At 66.6% G+C, this 12,107-nt stretch carries 11 protein-coding genes; 3 read left to right on the plus strand and 8 right to left on the minus strand.

Features of this window, described 5'->3' with window-relative positions; all coding sequences use genetic code 11:
- Positions 1-91 precede the first annotated feature (91 nt).
- The 3 genes from ACQEVC_RS42405 to ACQEVC_RS42415 form a co-directional block, all read right to left on the minus strand.
- A complete protein-coding gene (locus ACQEVC_RS42405; RefSeq protein WP_432889750.1) occupies positions 92-295 on the minus strand; it encodes a cold-shock protein in 204 nt (67 codons plus the stop codon).
- Between the two features lie 218 nt (positions 296-513).
- Positions 514-738, minus strand: coding sequence for a hypothetical protein (locus ACQEVC_RS42410; protein ID WP_318399550.1), 225 nt, complete (start codon positions 736-738; stop codon positions 514-516).
- 773 nt (positions 739-1,511) lie between these two features.
- Positions 1,512-2,051 (minus strand): hypothetical protein, encoded by a 540-nt coding sequence (locus tag ACQEVC_RS42415; RefSeq protein ID WP_432889752.1) that lies wholly within the window; start codon positions 2,049-2,051, stop codon positions 1,512-1,514.
- Between the two features lie 54 nt (positions 2,052-2,105).
- Between ACQEVC_RS42415 and ACQEVC_RS42420 the strand changes: the two genes are divergently transcribed.
- Complete coding sequence (locus tag ACQEVC_RS42420; protein WP_432889754.1) at positions 2,106-2,612, plus strand: hypothetical protein; 507 nt, start codon at positions 2,106-2,108, stop codon at positions 2,610-2,612.
- A gap of 571 nt (positions 2,613-3,183) precedes the next feature.
- Here ACQEVC_RS42420 and ltrA read toward each other — a convergent pair.
- A complete protein-coding gene (gene ltrA, locus ACQEVC_RS42425; protein WP_432889756.1) occupies positions 3,184-4,650 on the minus strand; it encodes a group II intron reverse transcriptase/maturase in 1,467 nt (488 codons plus the stop codon).
- Between the two features lie 879 nt (positions 4,651-5,529).
- On the opposite strand from ltrA, the gene ACQEVC_RS42430 reads away from it, so the two are divergent.
- Positions 5,530-7,014 carry a DUF2079 domain-containing protein gene (locus ACQEVC_RS42430; RefSeq protein ID WP_432889758.1) on the plus strand — a complete coding sequence of 495 codons (1,485 nt, stop codon included), beginning with the start codon at positions 5,530-5,532 and terminating at the stop codon, positions 7,012-7,014.
- 313 nt (positions 7,015-7,327) lie between these two features.
- Here ACQEVC_RS42430 and ACQEVC_RS42435 read toward each other — a convergent pair whose 3' ends face one another.
- From ACQEVC_RS42435 to pyrE, 3 genes are all read right to left on the minus strand, one after another.
- The gene (locus ACQEVC_RS42435; protein ID WP_432889760.1) at positions 7,328-7,519 is read right to left on the minus strand and encodes a hypothetical protein; all 192 of its coding nucleotides are present in this window, start codon (positions 7,517-7,519) and stop codon (positions 7,328-7,330) included.
- Positions 7,520-7,821: 302 nt separating this feature from the next.
- Positions 7,822-9,861 (minus strand): hypothetical protein, encoded by a 2,040-nt coding sequence (locus tag ACQEVC_RS42440; RefSeq protein ID WP_432889762.1) that lies wholly within the window; start codon positions 9,859-9,861, stop codon positions 7,822-7,824.
- A 154-nt stretch (positions 9,862-10,015) separates the two neighbouring features.
- A complete protein-coding gene (gene pyrE, locus ACQEVC_RS42445; RefSeq protein ID WP_432889764.1) occupies positions 10,016-10,540 on the minus strand; it encodes an orotate phosphoribosyltransferase in 525 nt (174 codons plus the stop codon).
- A 742-nt stretch (positions 10,541-11,282) separates the two neighbouring features.
- Between pyrE and ACQEVC_RS42450 the strand changes: the two genes are divergently transcribed.
- Positions 11,283-11,786 (plus strand): AAA family ATPase, encoded by a 504-nt coding sequence (locus ACQEVC_RS42450; RefSeq protein ID WP_432889766.1) that lies wholly within the window; start codon positions 11,283-11,285, stop codon positions 11,784-11,786.
- Positions 11,787-11,828: 42 nt separating this feature from the next.
- Here ACQEVC_RS42450 and ACQEVC_RS42455 read toward each other — a convergent pair whose 3' ends face one another.
- Positions 11,829-12,107, minus strand: coding sequence for a hypothetical protein (locus tag ACQEVC_RS42455; RefSeq protein ID WP_432889768.1), 279 nt, complete (start codon positions 12,105-12,107; stop codon positions 11,829-11,831).

Consider the following 12,107-nt stretch of genomic DNA (forward strand, 5'->3'; position numbering starts at 1 on the left):
ACATCACAAGAACGAACCTGAACAAACGATGTAGCTGAAACGCCGAACGGCGGCCCGCTGAACCAGTCAGGCCGCCGCGGCAAAGCGTGGATCAGAGCGAGCGGATATTCGCCGCCTGCGGGCCCTTCGGGCCCTGGGTGATGTCGAACTCCACCCGCTGGTTCTCCTCGAGACTGCGGAAGCCGCTCGCCGAGATCGCCGAGAAATGGGCGAAAACGTCGGCGCCGCCGTCGTCCTGGCTGATGAAGCCGAAGCCCTTGTCGCCGTTGAACCACTTCACGGTGCCTGTAGCCATGTCTGCTCCTTCGCAAGGGTGTTGGAGACCGCACTCTGCGGACTCACACGCCGCCGCGTTGATCACCCGCGCCGGAACCGACACGAAACGAAAAAGGCGCCTCGGTGGGTTTTGGATAACCCATCAGGCGCCGAAACGTCCACGGAAATCAAAACTGCAACTGGGCAACCATAGCACAGGATCCGTCGCGCGCCGCCAGTTCCATGCGCGCGGCTCCGTCACAGCACCGCACCGCGAGGCGCGACTTCGATCGCTGCGACGCCTCGGCCGTACAGTACGACGAGCCGGTCACCATGTTTGGTGCGCAGCACCCCCGAATCCTGCGCCAGTGTCGAGATCACGTGTTCCACAAGCTCATGCTCGTCGGAGACGTCCGGTTTGTCGTATGTGATGTCCATGCGGTCGCCGCCGATGAGCCGGACGCGCAGCACCGTGGTTGCCATGTCGTAGAGGCTAGTCGAGGGGGGTGCCGGGTGCAGCGGTGCTGTCGCGGGCTCCTCGGCCGACTCGCACCGCCGCATGTACCGACGTGCAACCGCTACCGCAGGTCGCCCAACACGGGCGTGGCTCGGACGATGGACCGCACCGGGCGGACGTGACGGCGACGGACACCAGACGAGGTCGTGTCGATCCTCCCCGAGAGGGAGCCACCTTCATCGCTGGGGGTCAGCTCGCTGAGCTGGCGGCGGCACCGCTGCGGGTAGTGCGCGTAGAGTGGGTGGTGGATCAGTTCGTCAACATCGTTGGCGGGCCAGCGCCTACCGGGCGTGCTGCCCAGGTCTCGGCAGTGTCGACAGGACAACTTCCAGGTTTGAGGGCCGACGTTGCCAGACCAACCGATCGCCATCGACATTTCAGTGTGCTGACGGGCGGCGCCGCGTCCGTTACCGGCAACGACCAGCGACGCCGTGAGGCAAACCGTCATGATCGGAGGCCTGGCTGGCGCCCGGTGGTTGGTCATCCCCTTCAGGCGGCCCTTTGGGAGACGTCTGCCCCAGGCACAACGACTCATTGCCGTCCCGTCAACGACCTCGTCCGGGTCATCAGCCGCCACTTCCCCAGCAGCAATCAGCGAATCGCGCCCCGCGCGGTACGAGGAGGCCGTTGCGGCACGGCTGCGGCAGGTGGGCGCCAGTCTGACCGGCCTGACCGAGCAACACCCACACCACAGGAGAAGGACATGACTTTTGTGTTAGCCCCGCCCACGGTCTCCCCGTCACCATCGCACCAGCCCACCAAGACCCTCCGCGAAAGAGGGGCGGACAGTTTTCACGCCGTGCTCGCCGCGGTCTTGGCCGCCGGGCTGGAGGATGCTCTTGAAGCGGGTGACCACCCGAGAGCGATCAGCTTCATCAACCGCGGCTTCGCAGAAGGAAGTCCGCAGTTGGGCTGCGACCTTCTCTGCCGGGCCATGACGGTCGTCGGGACAGCCCGGACGTGGACCGTGCAGCTCGCGCCCCTGCGATCGCCGTAGCTCTCCGGATGATGCGGCCCGCCACGCTGCGAGTCGCTGCTGCGCGAGTACTGCCCGGCCTTCCGCGACGCCTTCACCGACCGTACGGGCCGCCTGACCGGGCGGATGCCCGCAAGTTGCTGGTGATTCACGTACCAACAACGTCATTCGATACTCCAGCCGTACCTGCGGTTCTTGGCGTTTGGGAAGGTCGGCGGCTGATTGACGCCCGATCAGTGCCGATGCGATAGCTGTCAGCATCAATGAATCTTTTTCAACCTGAACCGCGCGGCGCTCACGCACCGCGTCCGACCTTGGCGGTCCGCCGGACCGCAAGGGGAGGTTGAAAAAGGTTCAATGTCGGACGCCCGGCTGGCTCGGCGATCGCACTTCGTGTCTGAATGCGTCTGTTGCCAGGCGGGGCAGGCTCTCGCGCTTGTGTTGGTTGATGAGGTCGTCGGTTGGCGGGCCGGTCTGGATGGCCTGCTGGCGCGGTTCGCGCACCGGTTCGGGCGTACGCAGCCGCGCCGGCAGGCCCTCAGTTACCTGGTCGACTGTTGTCGCCGTTGGCGGCGAGGAACGGCTGGACTTCTGGCCGAGGCTGCCGGCAACGCGATGCCGGACCGGATGCAGGGGCTGCTCAGGGACTGGCTGGTCGAGCATCAGGTCACTCCGGTCGGCAAGGAGTCGACCTCGGACTACTGGAAGCCGGTCTTCTACCTGCTGGAGTCGGTGGTGGCATGCTGGCCGCTCAACGCACGGCACATGCGGGCGGTGCCGGGCCACAAGACCGTATTGGTGGCCCACGCCTACCTCGCCGTCACCGCCGCACAGGCTCGAAGGGGAGCACGATCCCGATCATGAACGCCTCATCCCCCTCACCCTCTGCGAGGTCCGCCGTCTCCTGGCACACCTGACCACCACCATCCGACCGTTCGACCACGTCCATCGACGGTCATGGTGGCGCGGCCGACACCAGTACCGCGCAAACAAGCCACTACCAGCGGAGACACCGAATTCACCAGGTACGGCTGGAGTACTAGTCCAAGGGGTGTCCGGCGTCACCGACGCCCGCCCACCAGGGGACCGGGTGGCCGCTCGCCAGGGGCCGGGTCGGTCGCTCGCCAGGGGCCGGGTCGGCTGCGGGTGGGGTTGACCTGCTGACCGGGACCGGTCCCGGCGATCCTGCCGTAGCCTCCCCGCATCGGTCAGCTAGGCGATCCTCTTGCAGGCCCATAGCCTCCCGTAGGAGCGCATCGGCGCTTCTTCGCATCGGTCCTCGCTCTGCCCACGCCGGCGCCGGTCCAGTCTTTCCCGAGCTGGTTGAGTCGGCCTGGGGCGCGGTGTCGGGATTGCTCTCGGTCCGTTTCCCCAGGCCGCTCGCCGAACCCGCCGTGCCGGTCTCCCGGCAGCGGGCTCTCCGCGGTTCCTGCCGTCAGGCGTGGTTGGGTGCCCATGGGTTGGGGATCTTGCTGCCGCGGTACCGGTACCGAGTGACCGGAACCGATGCGATGTTGAACAGTTCGATCCCGTCCGCCGTTGGTCGTGTCCATCGGCCGTTGCGGCCGATGAGACGACGGCGGACGTCTATCCACCTCCAGCGGCGTAGTCGCATCCACCATCGGATCACCCGGTGCCACACGAAGTTTTCCAGGGCGTCGAGGGTGTGCTTGCAGACTGCGTGCCGGAAGTAGTTAGCCCAGCCGCGCATGATCTGGTTGAGCCGGATCAGCACGTCCCCGGGTGGCTGCTGCGACAACCTGTTCGTCAGGGCACGGACCTTGTCCTTCAACGACCGGATGGGCCGGTCGGCGATGAACGTGTAGACGTACCACTTGCTCGTGCCTCGCTTGCGGCGCCACTGGATGCGGAACCCCAGGAAGTCGAGCGATTCGCTCATGTGCACGATCCGGGTCTTGGCTGGCGACAGCCGCAGACCAAGCGGAGCGAGCACAGTGGCGATGTCGTCGTGCAAGGTTTCGACGTCGGCGCGGGTGCCGTGCACGAGGATGACGAAATCGTCTGCGTAACGGACGATCCGCCAGTTCGGCAGGCCCTTGCCTCGGCGTCGGGCGCGTCGGCTGGGAGTGCTCATCATCCCACTTTCCAACCACGGCCCGTGCACGTGCTCATCGAGCGCGCTCAGGGCGATGTTGGCCAGCAGCGGGGACAGGATCCCTCCCTGCGGCGTGCCGGTGAAGCTGTCCTCGTGCCGGCGGGTCTCGGTGAGAACCCCGGCCTTGAGAAACGCCTTCACCAGCGTCAGCACGCGCTTGTCCTTGACTCTGACTCGTACCCGGTCCATCAGGGCCGTGTGCGAGATCGAGTCGAAGCACGCCTCGATGTCAGCGTCGAGCACCCACTGGTATCCCTTGGTGCCGTAACGCTGGATCTCGGCGACCGCGTCGTGCGCCCGCCGCATCGGCCGGAACCCGTAGGAGACGGGTATGAAGTCCGCCTCGAAGAGGGGTTCCAGCACGAGCTTCAGCGCTGCCTGGACGACCCGGTCGGCGATGGTGGGTATACCAAGCTTCCGCACCTTCCCCGACCCACCCGGTTTCGGGATCTTGCGTTCCCGCACCGGAAGCGGCCGGAATGCACCGGCCTTGAGTTGGCCACGTATGTCGTCCAGGAACCCGGGCACGCCCACCACGGCCTCGACCTCAGCGGCCGTCAGGCCATCGACGCCGGGAGTGTTGGCGCCTCGGTTACCCGCGACCCGGTCGAACGCCACGATCAGCGTCGCCGGGTCGTACACGAAGTTGAACAAGTCGTCGAACCTGCGGCCGGGATCGGCCGCCGCCCAATGGTGAAGCTTGGCCTGCATCTCCGCTACCCGCGACCACGGCCCAACGGGCGTCTGGTCGGGTGCGCTGCCATTCGACGGCGCGTCTTGCGGCATTGCAGCCTCCTTCCCTTCTCGAAACCGCTGCCGCCCTTCCCCATGCGCACGGGCTTTCCCCGGCTCGGAGTACTACGGCGGCTCCGTCCCACCCCGGACCGGTCGACGGTCGACGCGCCCAGCCCAACCGGCCGCACCGGACGCGCGGCCGTGGGCAGGACCGGGGTGGTTCCCGTGTTCACTGTGATTCGCTTGACGAAGGAGGAGCCCGACTCGGTCCCTGCGGCATCACCACGGCTACCCCGCAGCACTTCACCGTGGTCTCCCGGCCAGTCGCCGAAGCCCAGCCCAGGAGTTCCCCACCCGAACAGTCCGGACGGGTGCGCACCGCTCCCGGCCCATATCCACCAGGTTCGAGCCGGTACACGCTTGAGAGACGTAAACGCCGGTTCCTCGCGTACTCCTTTCCGTCCCGCTCGCCAGGCCCGCACCATCTGGCAGTACTGGCACGACCTGGCTTTGTCAGGGCCGCTTGCCACCCTCCCCGGCGTCACCCGGATCGGGCTGCCCTCAGCTCCACCCCCCTGCTGCGACAGGGCGGGCGGTGAAGGTCTCTCACCTCCACTCGAATCACAGCGCCTCACGGCGCACTCGGCTCCGCCTGAAAACTGACCACGTGGTTCCGCTTGGGTTCGAGGACCACGGTGGTCACTATTGAGGCGGCGTTGACACGAGCGTCACGACTCAAGCGGTTCTCTGTGCCGCCCCGGTCCGGCGGATGCGGCGGCGCGACCACCGCGCTGATGAGCTCGACGGGTATGTGGGGCTGTTTCCTCGTCGCGGCCTCCAACCACAAAGCGGCTGGACGTCAGCCGGATCAATCGAGCGAACGTGGCGTGGCGCAGCGCCAGGCGTACCGCCGCTAGTCAACATATATCGATGCGGCGTGAAGAGCTGGATTCACACAGGAGCACACCGACCCGGCGCGGACCCGGTACGCCGGAAAAGCTCGGTCCCGCCACACCACCGGAACCGCCCAGCTCTGGCAGGGTACGGCCGGCGGGGCGGTGCGCACTGCCGTACCTGCTGGCGGGAATCGCGTTCGTCCTCTACGAACTGCTGTCGGTCGTACGCCATCTCACCGGCCGTACGACCGGGTTCGATCTCGGGATCTTCGAACAGGTGGTCCGAAACTATGCACACTTCGACATCCCGATCAGCGAGCTCAAAGGGCCGGGCGTCAACATCCTGGGCGACCACTTCAGCCCGATACTGGCGGTCCTCGGCCCGGTCTATCTCCTCTTCCCCGGCCCCATCACGCTGCTCACGGTCCAAGCCGCGGCGTTCGCCCTCTCGGTCGTGCCGATCACCCGGCTGGCCATCGACACCTGCGGACCCCGTCTCGGCGGCGTCCTCGGCGCGGCGTATGCGTTGTCCTGGGGGATACAGAGCGCGGTAGCCTTCGATTTTCACGAGACCTGCCTGGCGGTGGTCTTCGTGGCGTTCTGTGTGGAGCGGCTGTATCGGCAGGAGTGGTGGGCGGCCTTCGCCTACGCCCTTCCTCTGCTCCTGGTCAAGGAAGACCTCGGACTCACGGTGGCCGCGATCGGCCTGTACATCGTGCTGCGCGGGCCGAGAAGAACGGGCATACTGCTTGCGGTTGTGGGAGTCGCCGCCTGCTGCCTGACAGTGCTGGTCCTGATCCCACACTTCAACGTGTACGGCCAGAACACCTACCTGGGCCAGGCCTCCGGCACGGTCGGGAACCCTCTGGTTCGGCTCGTCATGCCCCTCCAGAAACTCGAGACCGTCCTGATGCTGCTCGCGCCGACGGCCTTCCTGGCCCTGCGCTCCCCGATTCTGGTCATCGCGCTCCCCACGATCGCCTGGCGGTTCTGGGCGACCAATCCCGCTTACTGGGGGACAGACCTGCACTACAGCGCGGTGCTCATGCCGGTCGTCTTCGCCGCCGCAGCAGCGGCCGTGCCGCAGGTCCATGCCGTCGTCGGGGCGGCGCTGCCGCGATACGCCAGGCGGTTCCGACAGCTGGTCGGTGCGTGGTGCGTCGTGTTCGTCGTCCTGCTGTTCGTGCACTCTCCTGTCGGTCAGCTCCTCCAGGGCGCGGCCTGGCGGCCCGTAATATCGTCGGCGGAACGGGAGGCGCTGGCGATCGTCCCGGACCAGGCGACCGTCGCCGCCGAGAACTCCCTGGCGCCGCAGCTCACCAACCGTACGACGGTCTACCTCTTCCCCGGCTTTCCCAACCGGCAGCTCCGCCCGGACTGGGTGGCGGTCATCGATCCCCCGATGCCAGGACTCGCGCCGGTCGACCAGCAACTGGCCGCGATACGACAGTTGCCGGTGCTCGGCTACGAACTAGCGGACCGGAGAGAGCAGGTGAGCCTCTACCGGCTGACGCGGTAGGCCCAGCTTGCCGACGGCACCGTCCGCACCTCAGACGGCCTTTTGCCACCGATGTAGGCCGGCCGGCCTGGCGAGGGCTACCAAGGCCCCCGCCGCAAGACCCGATGCGTCGCCGAGTGACGCACTACTTTCTGAACGACGGCTCCAGCGCACCGTCGAGCACGATCTGACGAGCACCGCTGCCGGTGGCCAACAGCCGGCGGCCATATCGGCGTCGGTCGCCATGCGCGCTCCACATCGCCAACAAGCCACCGTCTGGCCCGACCCCGACCCTGCTACCACAGGGATGATGTCGGCGCTGGTGGCCGGGTTGCTACCACAGGCCAGCGCGGTCACGTGGTCTGACGGTCTTCGAGACGGGTTTGGTGTCGACGCCGTTGTAGACGACCTGTTCCCGGACCATGCCGGCGAACTGGCCCTCGTCCTGCACGATCTCGTTGCCCAGGCCGGCGGGAACGATCACCTCGCGGGTGCCGCCGGACGGGGTTACCCGGTCGCCGTGCATGCCGCGCCACCGGGGTCAGCGGCGTCGGCACAGGGCCTGCCCTACGGCTGCGCCAGGGCCGCCGGCAGGTTACCGAAAGGATACCGGCAGAGCCCTGGGGCAACACTCGCTAACCGGCTTCTCAACTCCGCACAGTAGTGAACCCTTCAACCTGAACCGCGCGGCGTTCACAGACCGCGTCCGACCTCGCGCTGCAACGGACCGCACGGGGAGGTTGAAAAAGGTTCAGTGTTTCGGGATATGTTGCCAATTCCGCAGAGGGCATTGATTTGCTGCGGCTGAATCTTGTTGGGCCGCTGGCATCAATCGATGAGCAGTACCTCGGCGAGATCCCGCAGCATCTCCTGGTCGTTGTCGACACCTCCGAACCGGCCGCTCCGCCCGGGGCGGGCGAGCTCAGCGCGGACATGCGGCAATGCCGGTGCAGCGGCCGAGCCCATCCGTTTCAGGCAGGCCGCGACATGGTTGCCCGTCGCTGGGTTCTGCCGCCATGCCTGTAGCAGGGTGCTCAGCACGACTGCGGTTTCCGGCTCGCCATTGATGTCCCAGATCGCTGCGGCGGCGTGCACGCGGTTCCATTCGTACCTGTCCGCCAACAGTTCGCGCAGGCGGGGAAGCGCAGCCGCGGCAGGCGGACCGATCTGGCCGAGCACCTCGGCCGCCTCCCGAAGCGCGAAGGTGTCGAGCAGCGCAAGAGAGAGCGGCAGGACCTCGTCGCGGTCGCCGCCGACCGCCCAGAGCGTGCTGACAGCCTCGGACCTGGTCCACGTATCGTCGACGGCGATCAACGACCTGATCGTAGCGAGCGCGGGTGCCGCCGCCGGACCGAATGCCCGCAGCGCCGTCAGAGCGGCTTTCACCACGTCCCAGTTCTGCCGCCCGGCGGCGGCGGCGAGCTGCTCGGTGATTGTCGGCAGTGCGCTGGGATCGCCGAGCTTGGCTAGAGCGGACAGGATGCCACGTGGGTTGGACGGCCACTCCTTGGACAGGTCGGCGCTGCTCAGCCGGTCACGCAGGCGGGGTACCAACTGATCCGCGGCCTGCGGCAGCGCTCCCGCCACTTGGACGGCGAGCCAGGCGTCGACGTCGCTGTCCAGCGCCATCAGCAGGCTGGGGAGTGCCCGTACGTCCCCGAGCCGAGCCAAAGCCACGGCCGTCTTCTGGTGCACCCGGCGCAAATGCCGTCGCGGAGTGGCCCACCCGTCCGGCCCATGGCCGGTGAGTAGGGCGGCCATGGTTTCCCGGGCTGGTTCTGCGATTGCGTAGTGCTTCTCCAGCAGCGTTGCCGCTTCGGCAGCGACTTCCAGGTTGCTTCCGCCGAGTTGGGCGGCGACCAGCCGGATCAGGGCGCTGTGGTCACCACGCCAGGCTCCGACGAGATCGCTTGCCATCCGGATCGCGTCCAGCCGGACGCCGGGACAAGGACTGGCCAGTTGCTCGACCAGCAGGTCGGTGCGCTGCGGAACCTGTGCGTTCAGCAGTGCGTGCAGCGTTCGCAACAGATCTGTGGTCAGTGCGTGCCGTCGGTTGATGCGGTCCAGATCCTCGAACGCGGCGGCGACGAACGGCGGCACATCCTCGGCTGGCGGCGTGACGGGCGGCGGCTCCGGCCACGGCTGCTCCGGCGGTGCGGCGTCGGCGATCTCGCGCAACAGCCCGATTACAGCCGGTACGAGATCGTCGCTGATCGCATCCGGAGCGCACCGGGCCTGGTGAATCAACGCGGCGAGCCGGAACTCTGGTTCACGGGCCGGGTCCGCAGCCAGGCCGGTGAGCCACGCTCTCGCGGCCGGAATGATCACCGGAAGCCGTTGGGCCAGCGTGACCGTCGTCTGCGTCACCAGAAGGCGTTCGAGCAAGCAGAATTCCATCGCCGACCGGTCTTGAAGCAGGTCGAAGGCCCGGCTGGCATCGTCGAGGAACAGGCCAAGACCGGGAATGGCGGCCTGACGCACCCGGCAGGTGGCATCCCCTGCAAGGTCAACGAACGCCTCCCCGTGTGCCCGCAGGAACGCCGCAGCGCCTGCAAAGTCCGCGTCGACGTAGTCGATCTCGCATCGCTCGACCGCCTCCTCGCCGATGCTGACCAGCAGCGCGACGATCCTGTCACGGTCTGGTGTGGCCGGATCACCGGCAAGCTCAAGCAGGAACGGCAGGCTCGCCGTGGTGCTGGCGTAGACGTCACCTTGGTGATGAACCTTGCCGTAGAAGTCGCTGAGCGCCTGGCCCCGTTCCTTGGCATCCGGAGAGCGCAGTGCTTCCAGAAGCGCCGGCACCTCTTCGGCTGAACCGTAGGCATGACGCATCGACGCCCAGTCGACATCGCGAATCCCGTTGAACATGCGCGGTACTATGCCCGGCCCCACCGACATTTACGGCGAGTCGGCCAACGCCGGAGCTGCCCAGCGACGATCTCTCATAGCCGCCATCCCGGCCGCGCTGACACAAAATCACGTACACGGATAAGTAGCCGCTGGTCGAGCGGCGCCAGAGCTGTCACGCCATCAGGGAAGCTTCCAGGTCGCGGCGGGTAAGAGCGGCGCGGAGTTGTAGCGCCTCCGCCGCCAGATTCTCACGACCGCCCTGCTCGCGGTCGATGGCGCAGACCACCGTCTCCACCCGGGCGCCCATGGACCGTAGCTGCCTGCACGACGTCAGTAGGGCACCTCCGGTCGTCACGACGTCCTCGACCACCACGACCCGCCGACCGTCCACGGGGCCGCCCTCGGCGGCCTTGTTGGTGCCGTACTCCTTGGCTTGCTTACGAACGAAGACTGTGCGTAGCCCCGTCAGCTGTGACATCACCGTGGCAAGCGGGATACCGCCCATCTCCATCCCGGCCAGCACGTCGCACTCCGGCAGCAAGGCCACCATCGCTTCGGCGACCTCGCGCAACAGATCCGGCTGTCCCTCGAACAGGTACTTGTCGAAGTACTCCTCGCTGACCTGCCCGGATCGGAGACGGAACCGTCCGGTCAGATGGCAGGTGTCGTAAACGCGGCGCGCGAGCGGGTAAGTCACATGCTCAGCCTCGCATCTCGCCTGGATCGAGCAGGTATCCCCCCTCGCCGACACTCCTCAGGATCGTCCTTCAAGGACGACTTCGTGAGCTCTTCGGCATCCGAATCTGCCGCAACCCGCGCGCGAAGACTCTCTTCAGGGCGCAGTGACGCAGGCCAAGGAGTCAACGGTGCGCTGGCAGATCGATCCGCGGTGTCACGGCCTCGCCGCCCGGTATCAACCAACTGGGATGCGCCGCAGCAAGCCGTGTCTGTCCATATCTGGTGTAGACACCCGGGCGCCTGCTGATCTGGATGGAGCTGCGATGAGCCGTACTCTCCGCAGCGCCGGCATCCGCCACCGACGCCGACCCGTGTCGTCGCAGCAGGTGTGGCTACGACGACTTTCCTATTCGACCCTTGTTTCTGCGCCGGGGCCTCATCGCCGATGCTGTTGACGGATCGACGATCGACCGATGCCAGGCCGGGGTCGGAGGAGGCGGTGCAGTCGTTGACTTCGAGGAGGATCCGGGCTGCGGTCCTGACGTCGAGCCGGGCATCGGCGTCAGGACCGCAAGCGGGTGCGCCCCAAGTACCTTTTCGGCCTCGGCGGCAACGGTGGCGCGTCGACGTCGGGCGGCGAGTCGACCAGTCGGGGCAGGACCCGTCGAGGCTAGTACTCCAGTCCGGTTCGTTATGTAAATGCCACTCGGCTGCCGACCTGGTGGAGTTGGGGCGTGGTCGGGCCGGTAGCGTTGTCTTCGATGTCGAAGATCTTGGTAACCGGCATGTCGGGAACCGGCAAGTCGTCGGCGCTCGGCGAGCTTGGCCGACGCGGTTATCGCGTCGTAGACACCGACGATCCGGGCTGGCGCGAGTATCGCGAGTATGTTGAGTTCGTCGACGAGGTGCACCGCGGGGAGTGGCTCTGGGTCGAGGAAAGGATCACCGGGCTGCTGGACTCCGATGATGATTGCTCACTCTTCGTTCAAGGGTGCGTGAGGAACCAGTCGAAGTTCTACGATCGTTTCAACGCGGTCGTCCTGCTCAGCGCCCCCGCTGACGTGATCCTTGACCGGGTCGCGCGCAGAACGACGAACAAGTACGGGAAGACTCCGGTGGAGCGGGCGATGATCTTGGATGACCTCGCCAAAGTCGAGCCGATGCTCAGAGCGAGCTGCACACATGAGCTGGATGCCAGCCGACCGCTCGATGAAGTCGTCGCCGACTTGATCGCGATCGCGTCGCACCCGATGACGACGTCTTAGCACTCAGGCCCGGTTCGTGATCTAGGCATGATTGAACCTTTTTCAACCTGAACCGCGCGGCGCGCACGCACCGCGTCCAACCTTGCGGTCCTCCCCACCGCAAGGGGAGGTTGAAAAAGGTTCATTGTCGATGGTCTGGCGGCGTCGGTAGTGGCTGAGCTTGGCGCGTGCTTGGTGGCGGCGGCGCCAATCTGACCAGGTCAGCCAGTAGCCGGCGGCCCGGATGGGTGTGAGGACGAGTTTGGCGAAGAGGCGGCGGATTTCGTTGACGGTCAGCGGGATCAGGTCGTCGGCCGGGTTGTGGGTGGTGCGGGCGGCCAC

This window comes from Plantactinospora sp. CA-294935 (genome assembly GCF_050936445.1).
Taxonomy (GTDB): domain Bacteria; phylum Actinomycetota; class Actinomycetes; order Mycobacteriales; family Micromonosporaceae; genus Plantactinospora.

What these genes read in the sequence shown, in the direction of transcription:
- ltrA (WP_432889756.1), bottom strand. Translation starts at nt 4,650, where the DNA reads ATGCCGCAAGACGCGCCGTCGAATGGCAGCGCACCCGACCAGACGCCC.
- ACQEVC_RS42430 (WP_432889758.1), top strand. Translation starts at nt 5,530, where the DNA reads ATGCGGCGTGAAGAGCTGGATTCACACAGGAGCACACCGACCCGGCGC.
- ACQEVC_RS42410 (WP_318399550.1), bottom strand. Translation starts at nt 738, where the DNA reads ATGGCAACCACGGTGCTGCGCGTCCGGCTCATCGGCGGCGACCGCATG.
- ACQEVC_RS42435 (WP_432889760.1), bottom strand. Translation starts at nt 7,519, where the DNA reads ATGCACGGCGACCGGGTAACCCCGTCCGGCGGCACCCGCGAGGTGATC.
- ACQEVC_RS42450 (WP_432889766.1), top strand. Translation starts at nt 11,283, where the DNA reads ATGTCGAAGATCTTGGTAACCGGCATGTCGGGAACCGGCAAGTCGTCG.
- ACQEVC_RS42420 (WP_432889754.1), top strand. Translation starts at nt 2,106, where the DNA reads ATGTCGGACGCCCGGCTGGCTCGGCGATCGCACTTCGTGTCTGAATGC.
- ACQEVC_RS42440 (WP_432889762.1), bottom strand. Translation starts at nt 9,861, where the DNA reads ATGTTCAACGGGATTCGCGATGTCGACTGGGCGTCGATGCGTCATGCC.
- ACQEVC_RS42405 (WP_432889750.1), bottom strand. Translation starts at nt 295, where the DNA reads ATGGCTACAGGCACCGTGAAGTGGTTCAACGGCGACAAGGGCTTCGGC.